Raw genomic sequence first — 20109 nt, forward strand, 5'->3', positions numbered from 1 at the left:
ATAGATGAAAACTAACAATATCCAAAATCCTTTTTTAGAAGAATCATCCTTTGAAAGAACAGCAAAATTAAGAGAGAGTATAGCAGCTTATATTAGAAGATGGCCTATTTTTTTAATCAGTATTTTATTCTTTTTATTTGTAGCTTGGCTATATACGCGTTATTTAACTCCGGTTTATGAATCTAATATAAAAGTTTTAATCAAAGATTCTTCAAAAGAATTAGGTGCCAACATGTTATTAAGCAATTCTGGGGCGCAAAGAGCCATGTTTAATAGTTTAAATGATGAGGTAGAAATTATTAAATCCTATCAATTGGTTCAAAAAGTTATTAACAATTTAGATTTATCTAATACTTATATAAAACGAGGCAAAGTCATTGATGTAGAGGTATATAAAAACGAACTTCCTATTTTATTAAAAAACTTTACCCCCGATTCATTGATTCATACCACAACCATGGAAATTGAATATAATTTGCCTAAAATAAAAATCACATCGGGTGAAGTGACGATTGATACCGAGCTTAATCAAGCTTTTAAAATAAATAAACAAAGTTTCTCTTTTTACAACAATCCCCATAATAATCATAGTACGGTGGGGAGCTTTACAGTTATTTCTGCCCCTTCTAATTCCTTGACTAAAAGCTTAAAGAACGGAATTAGCATTGATTCTGAATATTACTCCAATGTTATTACTATTTCATTAGATGGAGCTAATACCAACAAAACTGAAGCTATTTTAGCTGAATTAGTGAGAGTTTATAATCAAGATGCAAAAAAAGATAAATCTTTAGAATTTGAAAAAACAGAGGAATTTATTGAGGAAAGGATTGCCATTCTCAATAGAGAACTTTCTGGAGTTGAAGGGGAAAAAGAAACCTTCCAACAATCGAATGATATTGCTAATTTACCTTCTGAAATTGTAGGTAGTATAGAAAGGAAAGATCAACTAGAGTCTCAACTATTAGAATTAGACACTCAATTAAGTTTAGCCAATACTTATAAGAGTTATGTAAATAATCAATCGCTAAGCGAAGTTTTGCCTAGCGATATCTCCAATTCAGGTAGGAATACAAACTCTGCGGTTTCTACCTACAATCAATTAGTTATGGAAAGGAATAATTTAATCGCAAATGGGGCTACTTCAAATCATCCAATGGTTAAAAATTTAGAAACAAGCATTTCATCAGCAAAACAAAATATTTTAACCAATATATCTAAACACCAAGAAGTTTTAAGAAGTACACGCAGAGATTTAACTTCACAGTTAACTTCTGCTTCTGGCTTCAAAAGACAAGCCCCTACATTTGAGCGTATAGCAAGAGACATTGACCGCCAGCAACAAATTAAAGAAAGTTTATATCTTCTATTATTAGAAAAAAGAGAAGAGGCCGCAATTTCTAAAGCAATTACTGAAGATAAAATAAAGATTATTAACCCTCCTTCAAGTACTGGCCCTGTATCTCCAATAAAGTCTAGATATTATTTGGGCGCTTTCGCTCTAGGTTTACTTTTACCCTTAGCTGGTATTTATATTAAAGAGTTGCTTAAAAATAAAATTGAAACACGCGATGATTTAGAAGAGTTAATCAATGGGAAGCCAATCGTTGGAGAAATCCCTCGCATAAATACTAAGCAAGATAAATATGTTGCTGTAAGAGGGGATTTGAGTAGTTTATCTGAAGCTTTCAGAATTATGCGTACAAATCTAGAATTTGTGATTTCTAAAATTCAACGAGACACCTCAAAAGCTGTAGTCATTTTAGTCACTTCCTCCATTAAAGGAGAGGGAAAGACTTTTATTTCCATGAATTATGCGCATACTCTAGGTCAATTAGAGGGTAAAAAAACTATCATCATTGGTTCAGATATTCGAAATCCACAATTGCATAAATTTGAGAGCTTAGAAAAAAATATTCTTGGCTTAACCGATTATTTATACCACGAAAATGATGATGTAGAACAATACATTCACACCTCTAAGGCAGACAACAAGATAGATATTCTTTTTTCAGGGAGAATACCTCCAAATCCTACGGAAATGCTGATGAGTTTGCGTTTTGAGAATTTGATTAAAGAATTGCAAGAAAAATACGATTATATTGTCATAGATTCTGCTCCATTAGTATTGGTATCAGACACTTATCATATCAGCAATTTAGCTGATGTTACTCTCTATGTTACCCGTTCTGAGCATACACCTAAAAACGTATTACGAGTTCCTCTAGAAGCTGAAGAAAAAAATCGTTTAAATCACTTAACTTTCGTTTTGAATGACATATCAACAGCCCATTCTGGCTATGCTTATGGCTACAAATATAACTATGGTTATGGATACGGATACGGCTTAAAAAATAGAAAACGTCCATTCCATGAACGTTTATTATCAAGTTTTGGTATAAATTTAAAAAAATGAAAAAACATATTTTAGTAACTGGAGCAGCGGGTTTTATCGGTTCAAACTTAGCTGAAACGCTTTTAGCAAAAGGCTATCAAGTTTCAGGATTAGACAACTTTGCTACAGGTCACAGAAAAAATATTGAAGCTTTCTTAGTTAACGAAAACTTTTCTTTCACAGAAGGAGATATTCGTGATTTAGCTACTTGCCAAGAAGCTTGTAAAACCGTTGATTTTATATTACATCAAGCAGCTTTAGGTTCTGTCCCTCGCTCTATCAATGACCCAATTACGAGCAATGATGTAAATGTAGGTGGATTTCTCAACATGTTAGTAGCGGCAAGAGATAATGGCGTAAAAAGATTTGTATATGCCGCAAGTTCTTCTACTTACGGTGATTCTATCGCTTTGCCAAAAATTGAAGATAAAATCGGAAAACCACTTTCGCCTTATGCTGTAACTAAATTGGTAAACGAAGTTTATGCCGATGTTTTTTACAAAACTTATGGATTAAACTCCATTGGCTTACGATATTTCAACGTTTTTGGCCGAAGACAAGACCCGAACGGAGCTTATGCAGCTGTGATTCCGAAATTTGTTTTACAATTTATGCAACACAAATCGCCAACCATCAATGGTGATGGCACATTTTCTCGTGATTTCACCTATATTGATAATGTGATTCAAATGAATCTGAGGGCGATTGAAACAGAAAATGAAGCAGCTTTCAATGAAGTTTATAACACTGCCGTTGGTGATAGAACAAGCATCAAAGGCATGGCTGAATTATTGAGAACATACCTTTCTGAATACGATGCCGAAATTGCTAACGTAGAAATTTTATATGGCCCAAACCGAAAAGGAGATGTCCCTCATTCATTGGCTTCTATTGATAAAGCGAAAGAAAAATTAGGCTACGAACCTACCCATATCTTCCAAGAAGGACTGAAGGAAGCAGTGGCTTGGTATTGGGAAAATTTACGTTGATTTATTTTAAATTCTAAATTTTGAACGGATCGGAAAAAAAGACATTATACTTTTAAATTTCAGACACTAAACACACATTACTCTTTGTACATTTTAAATTTAACTTAACGATAAGAACCTGATAATCAACACTAATTAAAACTATGAATCATAAAATTACAGTCATTGGATTAGGCTATGTCGGTTTACCATTGGCAAGATTATTTGCAGAAAAATATCCTGTGGTTGGTTTTGATATCAACCAAGAAAGAGTTGAAAAATTAAATCAAGGACATGACGATACATTAGAAGTTTCTGACGAATTATTGCAATCTGTATTGTTAAAACAAAATCCGACTCTAGGCGAAACTGGTTTGTTCAATTCAGCAAATGCAGAAGATATCGCTGACTCTACTATATACGTGATTACAGTCCCTACACCTGTAGATAAAAACAATCGCCCTGTTTTAACCCCTTTAGTTAAGGCCAGCGAAACCGTAGGTAAAGTTTTACAAAAAGGAGATATAGTCATCTATGAATCAACGGTTTACCCTGGAGCTACAGAAGAAGAGTGTATCCCAGTATTGGAGCAACATTCAGGCTTGAAATTTAATGAAGATTTCTTTGTAGGATATTCTCCTGAGCGAATTAACCCTGGTGATAAAGAGCATACCGTAGAAAAAATCTTGAAAGTAACTTCAGGTTCCACGCCAGAAATCGGTAAAGTGGTAGATGATTTATACAAATCTGTGATTATTGCAGGAACACACCTCGCCCCTACCATCAAAGTGGCTGAAGCAGCAAAAGTGATTGAAAATTCTCAAAGAGATATCAATATCGCTTTTGTAAATGAATTAGCAAAGATTTTTAATTTAATGGGAATCAACACCTTAGACGTTCTAGAAGCCGCTGGAACTAAATGGAATTTCTTGCCCTTCCGTCCAGGATTAGTAGGTGGGCATTGCATCGGTGTAGACCCTTACTATTTAGCCCAAAAAGCTCAAGAATATGGCTACCATCCAGAAATCATTTTAGCTGGTAGGAGAATGAACGATGGAATGGGCGAATACGTTGCTTCTGAGGTAATTAAGCTAATGTTGAAAGAAGACATTAAAATCAAAAATGCTAAAATTTTGATCTTAGGTTTCACTTTCAAAGAAAACTGCCCGGACGTTAGAAATACCAAAGTAATTGATGTGATTAATTCATTGAAATCATACAGCACAGAAGTTATAGTTTTTGACCCTTGGGCAAACCCCGCAGAAGTGCTACGCGAGTACCAAATTGAAACAACGCAAACTTTACCTAACGAGAAATACGATGCAATAGTTTTAGCCGTTTCTCACAAAGAATTTAAAGAGCTTGATTTAGCATCTTTGAAGAAAGATAACGCCGTGGTATATGATGTGAAGGGATTTTACTCTTCTTCTCTTGTAAATAAAAAGCTCTAGAATGAAAAAAACAATTTTAATCACTGGAGGAGCTGGATTTATTGGCTCACACGTAGTTAGGCGGTTCGTGAATGAATATCCTGACTACACCATCGTAAATTTAGATGCATTAACCTATGCTGGAAATTTAGAAAATCTGAAAGACATAGAAGAAAAACCTAATTATATATTTGAAAAAGGTGATATAACCGATGCTGATTTTATTGAAAAATTGTTTCAAAAATATCCGTTTGATGGAGTCATTCACTTGGCGGCAGAATCTCATGTAGACCGTTCTATCACCGACCCATTGGCTTTTGCTAAAACCAATATTTTAGGGACAATGATATTGTTGAACGCTGCCAAAGATTCCTGGAAAAACGACTTTGAAGGCAAAAAATTCTATCATGTTTCTACCGATGAAGTTTACGGGACTTTAGGCGAAACTGGCTTGTTTACAGAAGAAACCGCTTATGACCCGAATTCTCCGTATTCAGCATCTAAAGCGTCTTCAGACCATTTTGTGAGAGCCTATGGCGAAACTTATGGCTTGCCTTACGTGGTTTCTAATTGCTCCAATAATTATGGCCCAAATCATTTCCCAGAGAAATTGATTCCGCTTTTCATTAACAATATCATCAATGAAAAACCTTTACCCGTTTATGGCGATGGAAATTACACCAGAGATTGGTTGTTTGTGGTTGACCATGCCAGAGCGATTGATTTAATCTTTCATCAAGGAAAAAACAAAGAAACCTACAATATTGGAGGCTTCAACGAATGGAAAAACATTGATTTGGTGAAAGAACTTTGTCAGCAAATGGATGAAAAATTAGGCAGAGAAAAGGGCACGTCAGAAAAGCTCATCACTTTCGTGAAAGACCGTCCAGGGCATGATTTGCGTTACGCAATAGATGCCACCAAAATCAATCAAGAATTGGGTTGGAAGCCGTCGGTAACCTTCCCTGAAGGTTTGAAAAAAACCATAGATTGGTATTTTGACAATCAAGATTGGCTAAAAAATGTAACCTCTGGCGAATACCAAGATTATTACAAGAAACAGTATAATTAATTGGCGATTCGTTGTTGGTAAATAGGTAGATAAGGAATTAGATTACTTTGATTTTCAAACCAGTAAGTGATTAGCAGGTTTAAATATTAAAATAACAAATCATGCATTAAGAATTCAATTAAGGCTTAAAAAATTTAAATTTTTTAAGCCTTAATTTTTTTATTAATTTTATCCAACTTTTCAAAATCACAATCATACATACATATGCTTAAAATCACGATTGTAGCAGGAGCAAGACCCAATTTCATCAAAATTGCTCCGATAGTTAACGCTATTTCAAGACAAAAATCTGAAGGAAAAGCTTTGAATTACAGGCTTGTGCATACAGGTCAGCATTATGATTATCAACTAAGTGGAAGTTTTTTTGAAGAACTGAATATTCCCAAACCTGATGCTAATTTAGGCATCGGAAGTGGTTCTCAAGCCGAGCAAACTGCCAAAATCATGATGGCTTTTGAGCGTGAGTTGCTCGAAAACCCGTGCGATTTGGTCTTAGTTGTGGGCGATGTTACGTCCACTTTAGCTTGTTCTATCACGGCGAAAAAACTGCAAATTCCTGTAGCTCATGTAGAAGCAGGTATTCGTTCATTTGATTTTACCATGCCAGAAGAAATCAATCGCATGGTAACAGATAGTATTTCTGATTATTTTTTTACCACCACGCAAGAGGCTTCTAATTATTTAGTTTCCATTGGGAAAAATCCAGAAAACATCCATTTTGTAGGCAATGTGATGATAGATACGCTCAAAAATTTTGAAAATGAATTTAAAAAACCTACATTTTTTGATGAAAATTTTTTAAGCCTTAAAAAATATTTTGTCCTTACATTGCATCGCCCGTCTAATGTAGATGTAGAGCATCAACTGAATGAATTGGTAAGGTTTATTTGCGAAAAAGCTCAATCTATTCCCGTTGTTTTCCCGATTCATCCAAGAACCAAAAAAAAATTTACCACCGCTGAATTGCCAAAAAATTTAATCTTAACAGAACCTTTAGGCTATTTAGAATTTAACTATTTGGTGAAAAATGCTTTAGGCATTTTAACGGATTCTGGAGGCATTACCGAAGAGGCTACCGTAATGCGAATTCCGTGTATTACCCTGCGAGAAAACACCGAACGTCCAGAAACCATCAGCATTGGAACGAATGAATTAGCCGGAAAAAATTTAACCTTGATAGAAGTTTTAATGCAAAAAATCATAAAAAACGATTGGAAAAAAGGTGAAATCCCAGCAAAATGGGACGGAAAATCAGCAGAAAGGATTGTAGAGATTTTGGAAGAAATTAAACCCTGATTTCAAGAATTTAGACTAATGAAATAATTAAACTAATCAGCTATAAATCAAACAGTTTTATTTCAATTGTTTTATATACTTAGTGATGAAAAGTTTTCTGAATCTGATATTTTTTTATAGTTCATTCAAATCTATTTTGTAACTTGCGACTCAAAATTGAAGCAATTGTATCACATTGATAATCAATTTGATGTAATAAAACTCAGTGTTTGGAGTAACTTTTTTTATAATTTTTATAATGCACTAAGGGTAATAATATCTCTACGCATTTACCGCTTCATCATTGAATTTATTTCAATTAACGTTTATGAAAATAGAAAAAACAATCATCCAAGGCTGCTACATTATTGAGCCTACGATTTTTGAAGATGAAAGAGGTTACTTCTTTGAAAGTTTTAATCAGCAAAGCTTTGAGGAACTTTCTGGTTTGAAAACAAATTTCGTGCAAGATAATCAATCTCAATCTACTTATGGTGTTGTGAGAGGCTTGCATGCACAGCTGGGCAATTACGCACAAGCCAAGTTAGTCAGAGTTTTAGAGGGTGATGTAATGGATGTTGCCGTAGATGCGAGAAGAGACTCCCCTACTTTTGGAAATGTTGTGCAAGTGGAGTTAAGTACTGAAAATAAAAAGCAATTGTTCATACCAAGAGGCTGTTTGCACGGATTTAGCGTAATATCAGAAAAAGCCACTTTTTTTTATAAATGTGATAATTTTTATGACAAAGCATCAGAGGTTTCGGTAAATCCTTTTGACGAAAGTTTAGCCATAAACTGGAAAATTGCTAGGGATGAAGCGATTATTTCTGAAAAAGATAAAAATGCCTTATCTTGGTCTAAATTTTTAAAGGCTTAAAAAAATTTCTAATCTAAATCTGTGAAAAATTAATATGAAAGGAATTATTTTAGCTGGCGGTTCAGGAACAAGATTGCATCCATTAACTTTGGCGGTGTCTAAACAACTTTTGCCCATTCATGATAAGCCGATGATTTACTATCCGCTGTCTATCTTGATGTTATCAGGCATTCAAGAGATTTTAATCATTTCTACACCACATGATTTACCTAATTTTAAGAAGCTCTTGGGTGATGGTTCACAAATCGGATTGAAGTTGAGCTATGCAGAACAGCCTTCACCAGACGGATTGGCACAGGCATTCATCATTGGTGAAGAGTTTATTGGTAAGGATGATGTTTGCTTGGTATTAGGCGATAATATTTTTTATGGTGCTGGGCTATCACAAAAGTTGCAAAATGCCGTGAAAATGGTGAAAGAAAATAATAAAGCCGTCGTTTTCGGCTATCAAGTGCATGACCCTGAACGCTATGGCGTTGCTGAAGTAGATACGGAAGGAAATGTGCTTAGCATTGAAGAAAAACCTCAACAGCCAAAAAGTAATTACGCTGTGGTTGGCTTATATTATTACCCTAATTCAGTGGTAGAAATTGCAAAAAACGTGAAACCTTCTGCACGTGGAGAGTTGGAAATCACTTCTGTAAATGCGGCTTATTTAGAGCAAAAAGATTTAAAATTAGAGATTCTGTCTCGTGGTTATGCTTGGCTAGACACAGGTACGCATGAATCTTTGGTAGAAGCCACAGAATTTGTAAAAGCAGTAGAAAACCGAACGGGGCTAAAGATTGCTGCAATAGAAGAAATTGCCTACAAAATGGGCTACATCAGCAAAGAACAATTATTAAACAACGCCGAAATCATCAAAAAAAACAGCTACGGACAGTATTTATTATCTATATTATAAAACTACATTTAATTTATGAAAAAAAGCGGCGGTAATCGCTATGAATAGACCCAGTTTAACTGAAATAAACTACAATTTATTGTCTGAAGATTATGATGTCTTTAGATGCAATCAGTTCTATTTTGAAGAAAAATATTATTCAGGTAAAGATATTAAATAACGTGAATAATGTTTAAGCGACCTCAAGAAGTAGTTGTTTCTTTTCTTTGATGATGATGATGATTCTAAACGGAGTTGTTTAATTTCTTTTTCAAAAAGTTGGTTAAAATCATCGATAGTTACATGAATTTCTGTAATTTCATCTTCACACATAGGAGAAAGTGTTTGTTGTAATTAACTGTTATTCAATCACCAACATAAATATCTTACTCCTTTTTTACAACTTTTTTCTTATCCATTATTCACGTTAATTTAATTTCTAAAACAATAAAAGATAATAAATTTTTTATTAAATTGCAGGCTAATAAAATTAAAAGCTTTATCTATCATCTAGTAAAAAAATATCGTGAAAAACATTGCTATCATTCCTGCTAGAGGTGGCTCTAAAAGACTTAAAAATAAAAACATTAAACCTCTACTTGGAATCCCTTTGATTGGGTATAGCATCAAAGATGCTATCGCTTGCACAGAAATTGATGAGGTTTATATCACTACTGATTGTAAGGAAATCAAAGCTGTAGGCACTCAATTAGGGGCTAAAATCATTGATAGACCTAAAGAATTAGCTGGAGATTATGCTACTACCGTCTCTGCCATTCAACATGCTGTGGATTTTTTAGGTTTGCAGCCTGATGATAATATTGTTTTATTACAAGCCACTAATCCTTTGCGTCCAAAGAATTTAATCTCGGATACTCTTCATCTTTTTAATGAAAAAAAATTGGATAGTCTTTTTTCGGTCAGTAAAAATCATCATAAGCTAGGGGAAATAATAGATGACAAATTTTACCCCTCTAATTATGAGTTTGGACAACGAAGCCAAGATATGAAAAAACTTTATTATGAAAACGGATTAATTTATATTTCAAAAATTCGTTTAATCCAACAGGGTGTTATATTCAATAGTGAGTCATTCCCTTATTGTATAGATAAGAATTTCCCTATCGTAGACATTGATTATTTAGAAGATTTTCAATACGCAGAATATTTATTAAAATCCATATGAATAATGTTTATGCGGTGGCAAAAAGTAGTTAGTTAGTTGTTTTCATTAATCCGTTGTGTATTTAGTTCAAGATCATTTTAATATTATTGATATTTCTGTCAAAGACGAATTTATTGAATCCAAAAGACCGATAATAAAAATTTATTTTATAGATTTGAATCAAGTTTTGGCATAATGGAAATTATTGACTTTGTCTCCTTTTTATTGAAAAAAGTTTTTAAACCTATTGAAATACCTAATGCCTTCGTTGAGGAAGCTTTGGAAATTACTATAAAAGATGTAAACTATCATTTCCCATTATTAGAAAGAGAGTTTATTATTCAGAATATTACTTGTAATAACAATGAATTGGCTATATTCCTTTACAGATTAGGCAATATTTGTAGAAAATATGAAAGAAAAGACTTGTTGCCTCAATTGCATTGGCTTCTAAAAGAATGTTGTAGTTGTGAACTTTATTTTAATACAGAAATTGATACAGGTTTCTACATCGTTCATGGAGAGGGCACGGTAATTGGCAGTAGAAATACTATAGGCAAAGGATTTAAAATCTATCAAGGGTGTACCGTCGGGCATAGAAAGTGTACCCCTCAAGAAAAGGGATGCACCATTGGTGACAATGTAACCCTATTTGCTAATAGCTCTATCATAGGTCCCATTTTTATAGGGGGAGGGGGGGACCATAGGTGCGCACTGCATTATAACGAAAGATATACCGCCCAATACTATTATCACCTTTAATAGAAAATAACTTATAAAATGGCAGAAAAAAAACATTCTACTTTTGATTTTTTCAGGTATATCAAAAAGAAGATAAGTATCCATCTTTATCTATATGTCTTTGTAAATGCATTGGTAGGATTACTTGATGGTTTGGGCATAGCTCTATTTATCCCTTTACTGACGATAATTGCTGGTGATAGTACAGAAAGTCATGAATCTTTAGGTAAATTACGCTATTTTACAGACTTTTTGCAAGACATTGGTATTTCTTTATCTTTAGTAAACGTATTAATAGTAATGGTTGTACTATTTGCATTAAAAGGAGGCTTTTCATATATCAGGACATTGTACAATATTAAGTTGCGTTTGTATATTATTAAACGTATAAGATTTGATTTAATTGAATGTTTAAGCAATGTTTCTTACAACGGATTTACCCAATACAATAGTGGGAAAATTCAAAACACATTGACGGTAGAAGTAAATAGGATGGCAAAAGCCATGACTCTCCTTTTCGAGTCTATACAAAGTGTCTCCATGCTTTTGACCTATGTATTATTAGCTTTCTTTTCTAATTGGCAGTTTGCTATATTAGTTGCCATTGGAGGTTTTATATCTAATTTTATTTATAAATACATTAATAAAATTACCAAAGAAGCGGCTCGTAATTTATCACGAACAGGAAATAACTTCAATACGCATTTAATTCAAATCCTACAAAACTTTAAATATCTAAAAGCTACCAATTATATCAAAAAGTATGATAAAAAAATAAAAAATACTATTTTGGAGTCTCAAAGTTTGGAGTTTAAAATGAGTATTTATAATGCCATTACAGAAGCCGCAAGAGAACCTATTACTATACTTATCATTGCTCTTGTAATTATTTTACAAGTAAACATCTTGGGCTCTGCTTTTTCTAGCATTTTAGTGAGTCTATTATTCTTTTACAGAGCCTTAACTTACTTAACTTCCCTTCAAAGTCAATGGAATATGTTGCTCAATAATGTTGCTGGATATGAATCTGTTTCTGAAATTTTGGAAGAATTTTCTGATGATAGTGAACCTACTCAAAAAAATATACCTATAACAAAAATCAAACATATTGAAGCTACTGATATTTCCTTATCCTACGGAGATAATGCTGTTTTGAATCACGTTTCTCTTCATATCAAAGAAAAGGAAAGTGTAGCACTGGTAGGCGAAAGTGGTGCTGGAAAAACAACATTAGCCAATGTAATCTGCGGACTGGCTAAGCCAGATGAGGGTAGCTTACTGATTAATAACGAAGTTTTAGAAGACTACCGTTTAGATAGTTATCGTAATAAAATTGGCTATATTTCCCAAGATCCTGTGATATTCAATGATACTATATTCAATAATATCACATTTTGGGATGAGAAAACACCTAAAAATCTAGAACGTTTTTGGCAATGTATAAATTTGGTAGCTTTAGATAACTTTATGGAAAATCTATCTAAAAAAGAAGATGCAACGCTAGGAAGCAATGGCATCTTGGTTTCTGGCGGACAAAAACAGCGTATTTCTATTGCTAGAGAATTATATAAAGATGTAGACTTACTAATTATGGATGAAGCCACATCTGCTCTAGACTCTGAAACAGAAAAACATATCAAAGAAAGCATAGATTCTCTGCAAGGGAAATACATGATGGTCATCATTGCTCACCGCCTATCTACTATCAAAAACGTAGATATGATTTATCTTATGGAAAACGGAAATATCATAGATCAAGGAAATTATGATGAACTATACACTGCCTCTGATAGGTTTAAAAAAATGGTGGACATTCAAAATTTAGATAGCTGATGAAAAAAAAGAAAAATATTTTTGTCTTTAGTACTACTTACTCTCTCTTATTATACTTATTGTATCATGATTTAGAAACGATAAAGAATACGTTATACATTACTCAAAAATCATATCAATATGCTGTACCTAAAACTATAAAAAATAAATTGATAAAGCATATTGAGTTTAATACATTTAATGGAGTAGGTAGTCCCAACAAGCTAAAAGTCATAATGTTTTTTATAAACAACTTAATATATAACTTTTTTCAAAATATTTATATCCAATTTTTAACTAAAAATAGTAATATCTACATCCATAATAACCAACGAATGAGTGGTAAATTCGCTAAAAATAATTATTTTACAATTATAGAGGATGGTATAGGCAATCAATTGGGAAAATTCAGCTCTAAAAAAGAAAAACCTAATACCATTTCAAATAAAAGTATCCTCAATCAATTAAGGGATTATATTTATGGAGTCCCTATGATTAATACAAAAAATATCAAAAAACATATTGTAACAAAGTCTGTAGACGAAAAAAATGAAGAAATTATCTCTATCCAAAACCTTTGGCAAAATTCCTCTAAAGAAAAACAACAATATATCTTGAATATTTTTGGGATAGATCAAAAAGTCTTACAGGATTACAATTTTGAATCTATCCTTCTTACCCAACCCATGAATGAATATGGCGTGATATCTACCGAAAAAGAAAAAATCAGTTTTTACAAAGGAATAATAGAAAAAGAAAATAAAAGTGTACTAATCAAAACTCATCCCGCCGAAAAAACAGATTACAAAAAATATTTTCCTGAGACTACTATCTTTGAAAACCCTATTCCATTTGAAATATTTGAATTACTTGGTATTCAGTTCAAAAGAGCTTACACCATTAGCTCTACTGCTGCACTTAATTTTAATTATCCCATTGAAATTATTCCTATACAGACAGGTTTAAATCTGTATGAGGACGGTTTCAAAGAAATTCTAAATAGAAGAAAAAATGAAAGATTTAATCTCTGTTATCATACCCGTATATAATGTAGAAGAATACTTGGTTGAATGCATAAACTCTGTATTAGCACAAACTTATACCAATCTAGAAATCATTCTCGTGAATGATGGCTCCACAGACAGCAGTGGTGAAATCTGTCGAGAATACGCAAAAAAGGATAATCGTATTATCCTTATAGAAAAAGAAAATGGCGGATTATCTGATGCTAGAAATGCAGGATTAGACGTCTGTACAGGGAAATACATTTCTTTTGTAGATAGTGATGACATAATTCACCCCGGGTTTATTTCATTACTCTATAAATATATCTCCTACGATACAATTGTTGCGTGTGATAGATTTAATATAAAAGATTCATCTGAAATCACCTATATAGACACAGAAAATACAAAAGTATTTAATTATACTAACGAAGATATTTTACATGATTTTTATAGTTTCAAAATCACATATCCAAGTGTATGTAATAAACTATTTCCTTATAGTGTTTTTAAAAAACTTAGGTTTCCTAAAGGTTTGATATACGAAGATAGTTATATTTTTCCATATATATACACAAATAAGTACCTAAACTTTATAAAACTTAATTTACCTTTATATTATTATAGATACAACCCTAATAGCATTACAAGAAAAAAATTGACAGAAAAAAATTACATTGCAAATGAAATTTGCTATGCCAACACATCGTCTATATTCCAAAATAATAAAACTCTTTATAAAAAAAATATTTCTGCTAGAAATAATTTTAGGATACGTTACTTCCTAGAAAGTATCATTGACTATAGTAAATTTAATCAAAATGATATAAAAAGTATTTTGCTAGACTCAGGTGTCCACTGGAAAACTAAGTTTATTTTTATCTATAAGTTTTTAAGAAAACGATATACCTTTTAGTAAAAAAGAAATTAATATATCAAATATAATTTTAATAAAAAACAGGAGGTCTCTCTTAATAAAATTATAATTTTTAATTAACTATTCTCCATTCAATATATGAAAACAAGACAATATATAATTACAAATAAATTAAACTTAGATATCAATTTTTTAACAAAACAAATTATAAATACAGATTTAAATATCTATTATGATCACAATTTAGAGTTTTCTTACGTTGAAGAATTTAATAAGGGTATATATCTTCTAGGATTTGTCTTTGATCCCTTTAATATAGAGCGAACATCAGAAGAAATTTTAAATGATTTCATTAAATGTAATGATAAAACAGCCATTTTAAAAAAAAGAGAAAAATTAAGTGGTCATTATATTCTTGTGGTTTCATTACTAAATGAAACTTTCATTTTTGCTGATTTCTTTTCAGAAATGCAAATATTTTACTATAAATGTAACAATGAAATCTTCGTTTCTTCAAGTGATAAATTAATCTTAGATATATCTTCCAAAAGTCTAAATTTAAATTCTTATAAAAAAAGCTTGATTAATGATAAAGATTTTTTACACAAAAATGAACATTATTTTCTAGGCTATGAAGATTGGGATGAAGATATAAAAAAACTCTTACCAGATAACACTCTATCATTAAAAACATTGGAAGTAAATCGTATAGATTGTTTTAATATAAAGACTCTTGATGTTGAAGAAATCATTGAGCTATATAAAGTAATTATATTAAATTCATTAGACTTTTATAAAATAAAGTTTGACAAAATTATGATTGGATTAACCGCAGGTATAGACTCTCGGTTATTATTGGCAATTTCTAGATTAAGAAATTTTGGATTTAATTACTTTACATTTTCAAGAGAAAATGAAAAATCTAAAGTAGATACAACTATTGCCATGAAAATTGCAAATAAATTGAGGTTAAATTATAACTCCTATTTTTTACCTGAATTAGATAAGCAATTTATTTTTCCTAGAATACTTTCAAAAACAAGAAATATTCAATGGTATAAAATAAATCTTACCCATAAAGATGTAGTCTTAACTTCCTATGGATCTGATTTCATAAGAGGATATCATGATAATGAACCCTTCAATAATGAGATTAGTATCTTAAAGACTATAAAGTATGACATAAATAAATATAATCAAGAAAAAACCAAAGAGTGGTTAAATAGCAATATCCAAAAGTATTTGGAAAAAGAATCTAATTCTTTTTTAAAAATTTCAGATTTGCATCACTTAGAAATAAGATATGGAAAACATGGCAGCAAAGGTTCTCATGAGCATAATTTTGCTAACATAAACATGATTAGTCCATTCAATAATAAATATCTACAGTATTCTGTTCTTAAATCTATAGATATTAATTCAAGAAAACACCCTGAAAATAAATTTCATAAAATAATTATAAACAGTCTCTTACCAGAATTAGAAAATATTCCATATAATCCTTATAATAAAAATATCAAAGAAAAAATTGCAGAAAAAATGTTTCCATTCTACAAACTTTATTTATCATTAAAAAAGAAATTTTAGAAACTTTTATAATGAAAAAACTTCAAATTTCCGTCATCATACCAGTTTACAATGCTGAAGCGTTTCTAGAAAACGCCGTGAACTCTGCACTACAGCATGATTGTGTAAAAGAAATTATTCTAGTAGAAGATGCATCACCAGATAACGCTCTAAGCATCTGTAAGGAATTAGAACAAAAACATAACCGAATTAAAGTCTACCAACACCCCAACAGAGAAAACAGAGGTGCTGGAGCTAGTAGAAATTTAGGTATAGAAAAGGCTACAAGTGAGTATGTTGCTTTTTTGGATGCTGATGATTGGTACTTACCCAATAGGTTTGATGCTGAAAAAGAGTTATTAAAAGACTCTAGCATTGATGGTGTATATGGTGCCACAGGATTCTATTACGAAGATAAAAAAGAAAAAGACCCGAATAGATTAACTACTTTTGAAAAAATAGTGGAACCTGAAGATTTATTGCATGAAATCACAAGATCTAATGGTGGTAGATTCACAACAGATGCTATTACCGTAAAAAAATCTTTGGCAGAATCTATCGGCAAATTTGATACTGATTTAAGATTACATCAAGATTCCCATTTATGGGTAAGGCTGGCGTATTATGGGAGTTTAGTTTCTGGAATCATTTCTGAGCCAATTGCCTATAGAAGAGTACATTCCAATAATAGAATTTCTAAGGCAAATAGAGCTTCCGCCTATTTGTTCCACAAAAAAATATATGATGAGTTCAAAAATGATAGTAGTTTGCCCAAAAATGTAGCCAGAACTTTTTTCAAAAACATTATCATCAATCAAACCAATTCTAATAGTACATTAGTAAGAGGATTGATTGCCTTAAAAGAGATTATAGCTAAACCTTCTATCTTAAAAAAAATCATTTAATGTTACTATCTATAATCATTCCCGTTTACAATGCTGATTCTTTTTTGCAAGAAAATTTCAAAAGAATTGAAAAACTCTATGATTTATTGAAATCAGAAGAGTTTGAAATCATCTACGTAAATGATGGCTCTACAGATAATAGTGCTAAAATTTTACAAGGCTTAAAAAATTCTAAAAACAACATTCAAGTCTTTCATCAAGAAAATCAAGGCTCTTCTGGAGCCAGAAACTCTGGTACAGACATCGCTAAAGGGCAGTATATACAGTATTTAGATTCTGACGATTACGTTGATTTTAAAAAAATTATACCATTATTACATTTCGCTATAGAAAAGAATTTAGATGCACTATCTTATAGATTGGATATTAGAAACACACATAATAAACTTATTTCTGAAGGTATTAAACACCCAGTGATATTTGATAAAATAATAACAGGAAAACAAGCCATTATACAAGGATATATTCCATCTTCCATTTGTGTATTTCTATTTAAAAGAAGCTTTCTAAATCAGAATCAACTTAGAATCACTCCTAATATCACTCATATGGATGTGGAATTTACTTCTAGAATGATGCTTGTCTGTGAAAGGATTATTTTTAAAGATATAGCTGCCTACCATTATTTAAGGCGAGATGGTTCCATTACAAAACCTATAACTAAAGAAAAAAAAGAAAAATTATTAATAGATGAAGTTTTTGTAGCAAAAGTCATAAAAAATACTATACAACCTGATTTTTCAAAAGAGTTGAAAATTGCAATTGAAAAAAATTACAATAGCGTTACATGGAATCTTTTTTGGAATTTTTACAAAAACCCTTATCAAGTAGATTCAAAATTTAAAAAGAAAAGAGTTGATGAGCTAATACAAGCAGATTTATATCCTATAAAAGGAGCTTTAAAAACACCCTTTCAAAATTTTTCACGATATTTGATGAATCAACCTTTTATTCTCAAAAAATTTATATTGAAATAATTAACACAGCTATTTTCAGGAAAATAACTATATAATTTTCTTTCTTTAATTTAAACTTCATATCATCTATGATGTTATCTATTATTATTCCTGTTTATAATACAGAAAAATATATTTACAATTGTTTGAAATCTATTTATCAGCAATCTTTTGATTTTGATTTTGAAATCATCATTATCAATGATGGATCTAAAGATAATAGTGAATTAGAGATAAAAAAATTTATTGCTGACTATACTCTAATAAATATACATTATTTTAAACAAGAAAACCAAGGTGTTTCTTCTGCTAGAAATAAAGGTATAGAAATGGCTAAAGGTCACTATATTTGGTTTATAGACTCCGATGATACAATAGAGCAAACATCTGGAAAAATAATTTCTAAATACCTAAATTTATTTCCAAACCACACCTTAGTTTTTAACTATAATAGGGTTATAAATAATCAAGTTTTAAGAAACAAAATGCCCATAGAAGAAACACATTTATGTCTCAAAAATCATGAATTTATAGGGAAAATCACATCTTATCTATGGAACGTATTGTATCAGACTGAATTTATCAAAAAATATAATATAAGGTTTATAGATGGGACAATAAATATAGAAGATTATCACTTTAATATGCAGTACTTCTTTTCTTCATTTAATTTAAACATTATATTTATAAATGAAGTGATATATAATTATTATTTAAACTCCTCTTCTACTTCACAAAATAAAAACCCTAAACATCTTTTGAAGCTGGCCGATGACTCCCTTTTAATTCATTCTGAAATAGATAAAAAATATCAATTATTATTAACCGAAAAAAGATTAAAAGAAGCTTATAGCTTAAAAAAAGAACTTTCTCATAGTGTTATGGGATTTTTTTACTCTTTATTGAGGTTTTATGACATAGAAGCATGTCAATTATATTACAATAAATATAAGAAAGAAAATCTTATTCCCATAGAGCTTAACTCAACAGGTTTAAAGAAATCTTTATTTTCGTTTATAATTAATAATAAAACCTTATTTTTGTTATTGAAGAAGTACGTAAAGTTTAAATAAATGCTCCCTTACCTATTCATATTTTTTTTAGCCAGCATATTATTTTTTAGAGCATACAGAAAAGTAGATTTTTTAATCTATTTTTTTGTGTTTGTATCTATTATGATGGCTGGACTTAGGGATATGATTGGCGGTTTTGATGTATATATTTATGCAGAAGTATATGAAGTATTACGAGGTAAATACCTCTTTATTTATGATCCATTTGAGAAAGGATTTTTAGTCTATTATTATATATTACAATACATAGAAACCTCGCGCGAATTCTTATTCTTCGCTACAGCTTTGGTTATGACTCTTCTCCATTTCTACACCATCAAAAAGCTATCGCCTAACGTAGGAATGTCCCTATTTATATACTTTTGTAAATTTTTCCTATTTTCCTTTGTTTATATTAGGCAAGGTCTTGCTATGGGGATATTATGGCTTTGTCTGAGCTTTCTAATTCAAAGAAAATATTGGTATGTTTTACCTTTCATTGTTTTAACTTTCTTTTTCCATAGATCTTCTATTGCCTTTGCTCCATTTCTATTGGCAGCTCATTGGAAATTCAAGCAAGAACAATTAGCCTTAATTGCCTTTACTATACTATTTATTTCCGTAACACCTTTAGGGATTTTTTTAACATCTTTTGTTGCAGAATCTGCTGATTCAGAAAAATTATCTATATATACAAATAAAAGTGGGGGCATTAATTTCTTCTATTTAATTGAAGGTGGACTTGGTATTTTATTGAGTATTTTATTCCAAAAATATTTCTATGAAAATCAGAGAGAAACTGTTATTTTTAATGGTTTTTTCATGTACTCTGTGATGATTTTAGCTGGGCTTACCAATGCTACTTTTATAAGATTTAGCTGGTATTATTTTATTTTTGTAGTAATAGCTTTACCTTATATCTATTACTATTACAAGTTAGAAAACATCCAGTTCAAATCTATTTTTAAAATTTTACTTTTCCTTTATTATTCATTAGTTTTTTTCCGTCTTTTAATAGTTTATGATGGAGGAGATTTTATGCCTTACAAAACTATTTTCCAAGACTTTGAAAGAAATGGAAAGTGGGAATTTATGGAATACAGACAAAGACATGGAATACCTAACGATTAA

The 20109-nt window shown here is 31.0% G+C and carries 18 protein-coding genes and 1 pseudogene; 18 read left to right on the forward strand and 1 reads right to left on the reverse strand.

The annotated features are described in order from the left end of the window. Positions 1-4: 4 nt before the first annotated feature. The 8 genes from QOX03_RS08510 to QOX03_RS09515 all read left to right on the forward strand — a co-directional run bounded on the left by QOX03_RS08510 (position 5) and on the right by QOX03_RS09515 (position 9081). Positions 5-2416 (forward strand): GumC family protein, encoded by a 2412-nt coding sequence (locus QOX03_RS08510; RefSeq protein ID WP_283670786.1) that lies wholly within the window; start codon positions 5-7, stop codon positions 2414-2416. Continuing rightward, positions 2413-3384 carry an SDR family oxidoreductase gene (locus QOX03_RS08515; RefSeq protein WP_283670787.1) on the forward strand — a complete coding sequence of 324 codons (972 nt, stop codon included), beginning with the start codon at positions 2413-2415 and terminating at the stop codon, positions 3382-3384. The genes QOX03_RS08510 and QOX03_RS08515 overlap by 4 nt, the downstream gene beginning before the upstream one ends. Before the next feature lie 143 nt (positions 3385-3527). Continuing rightward, entirely contained in the window at positions 3528-4814 is a 1287-nt protein-coding gene (locus QOX03_RS08520) for a nucleotide sugar dehydrogenase (protein WP_119057434.1), read from the forward strand. 1 nt (position 4815) lies between these two features. Continuing rightward, a complete protein-coding gene (rfbB, locus tag QOX03_RS08525) occupies positions 4816-5865 on the forward strand; it encodes a dTDP-glucose 4,6-dehydratase (protein ID WP_283670788.1) in 1050 nt (349 codons plus the stop codon). Positions 5866-6069: 204 nt separating this feature from the next. Further along, a complete protein-coding gene (gene wecB, locus QOX03_RS08530) occupies positions 6070-7161 on the forward strand; it encodes a non-hydrolyzing UDP-N-acetylglucosamine 2-epimerase (RefSeq protein WP_283670789.1) in 1092 nt (363 codons plus the stop codon). 307 nt (positions 7162-7468) lie between these two features. Next, positions 7469-8017 carry a dTDP-4-dehydrorhamnose 3,5-epimerase gene (gene rfbC / locus QOX03_RS08535; RefSeq protein ID WP_283670790.1) on the forward strand — a complete coding sequence of 183 codons (549 nt, stop codon included), beginning with the start codon at positions 7469-7471 and terminating at the stop codon, positions 8015-8017. Between the two features lie 34 nt (positions 8018-8051). Further along, the gene (gene rfbA / locus QOX03_RS08540; RefSeq protein ID WP_283670791.1) at positions 8052-8921 is read left to right on the forward strand and encodes a glucose-1-phosphate thymidylyltransferase RfbA; all 870 of its coding nucleotides are present in this window, start codon (positions 8052-8054) and stop codon (positions 8919-8921) included. 34 nt (positions 8922-8955) lie between these two features. Continuing rightward, positions 8956-9081, forward strand: coding sequence for an alpha-2,3-sialyltransferase (locus tag QOX03_RS09515; protein ID WP_353616917.1), 126 nt, complete (start codon positions 8956-8958; stop codon positions 9079-9081). Positions 9082-9116: 35 nt separating this feature from the next. On the opposite strand, the pseudogene QOX03_RS09545 reads toward QOX03_RS09515, so the two are convergent. Then, positions 9117-9233 (reverse strand): annotated as a pseudogene (locus QOX03_RS09545) (IS982 family transposase); the annotation flags it as partial. A gap of 193 nt (positions 9234-9426) precedes the next feature. Between QOX03_RS09545 and QOX03_RS08545 the strand changes: the two are divergent. From QOX03_RS08545 to QOX03_RS08590, 10 genes are all read left to right on the forward strand, one after another. Next, complete coding sequence (locus tag QOX03_RS08545) at positions 9427-10086, forward strand: acylneuraminate cytidylyltransferase family protein (protein WP_283670792.1); 660 nt, start codon at positions 9427-9429, stop codon at positions 10084-10086. Positions 10087-10260: 174 nt separating this feature from the next. Further along, positions 10261-10827 (forward strand): LbetaH domain-containing protein, encoded by a 567-nt coding sequence (locus QOX03_RS08550; RefSeq protein ID WP_283670793.1) that lies wholly within the window; start codon positions 10261-10263, stop codon positions 10825-10827. A gap of 18 nt (positions 10828-10845) precedes the next feature. Next, positions 10846-12639: an ABC transporter ATP-binding protein gene (locus QOX03_RS08555; RefSeq protein WP_283670794.1), complete on the forward strand. Its 1794-nt coding sequence runs from the start codon at positions 10846-10848 to the stop codon at positions 12637-12639. Next, on the forward strand, positions 12639-13667 hold the full coding sequence (locus QOX03_RS08560; RefSeq protein ID WP_283670796.1) for a glycosyltransferase family 52: 1029 nt from the start codon (positions 12639-12641) through the stop codon (positions 13665-13667). The genes QOX03_RS08555 and QOX03_RS08560 overlap by 1 nt, the downstream gene beginning before the upstream one ends. 13 nt (positions 13668-13680) lie before the next feature. Continuing rightward, positions 13681-14538, forward strand: coding sequence for a glycosyltransferase family 2 protein (locus QOX03_RS08565; RefSeq protein WP_283670797.1), 858 nt, complete (start codon positions 13681-13683; stop codon positions 14536-14538). A gap of 99 nt (positions 14539-14637) precedes the next feature. After that, entirely contained in the window at positions 14638-16086 is a 1449-nt protein-coding gene (locus QOX03_RS08570; RefSeq protein WP_283670799.1) for a hypothetical protein, read from the forward strand. A gap of 11 nt (positions 16087-16097) precedes the next feature. Further along, positions 16098-16970, forward strand: a complete 873-nt coding sequence (locus tag QOX03_RS08575) for a glycosyltransferase family 2 protein (protein WP_119058970.1) — start codon at positions 16098-16100, stop codon at positions 16968-16970. Further along, positions 16970-17947 carry a glycosyltransferase gene (locus QOX03_RS08580; protein ID WP_283670800.1) on the forward strand — a complete coding sequence of 326 codons (978 nt, stop codon included), beginning with the start codon at positions 16970-16972 and terminating at the stop codon, positions 17945-17947. The genes QOX03_RS08575 and QOX03_RS08580 overlap by 1 nt, the downstream gene beginning before the upstream one ends. Before the next feature lie 68 nt (positions 17948-18015). After that, on the forward strand, positions 18016-18999 hold the full coding sequence (locus QOX03_RS08585) for a glycosyltransferase family 2 protein (protein ID WP_119058968.1): 984 nt from the start codon (positions 18016-18018) through the stop codon (positions 18997-18999). Then, on the forward strand, positions 19000-20109 hold the full coding sequence (locus QOX03_RS08590) for an EpsG family protein (RefSeq protein WP_283670802.1): 1110 nt from the start codon (positions 19000-19002) through the stop codon (positions 20107-20109).

This window comes from Candidatus Ornithobacterium hominis (assembly GCF_951229915.1).
GTDB classification, from domain to species: domain Bacteria; phylum Bacteroidota; class Bacteroidia; order Flavobacteriales; family Weeksellaceae; genus Ornithobacterium; species Ornithobacterium hominis.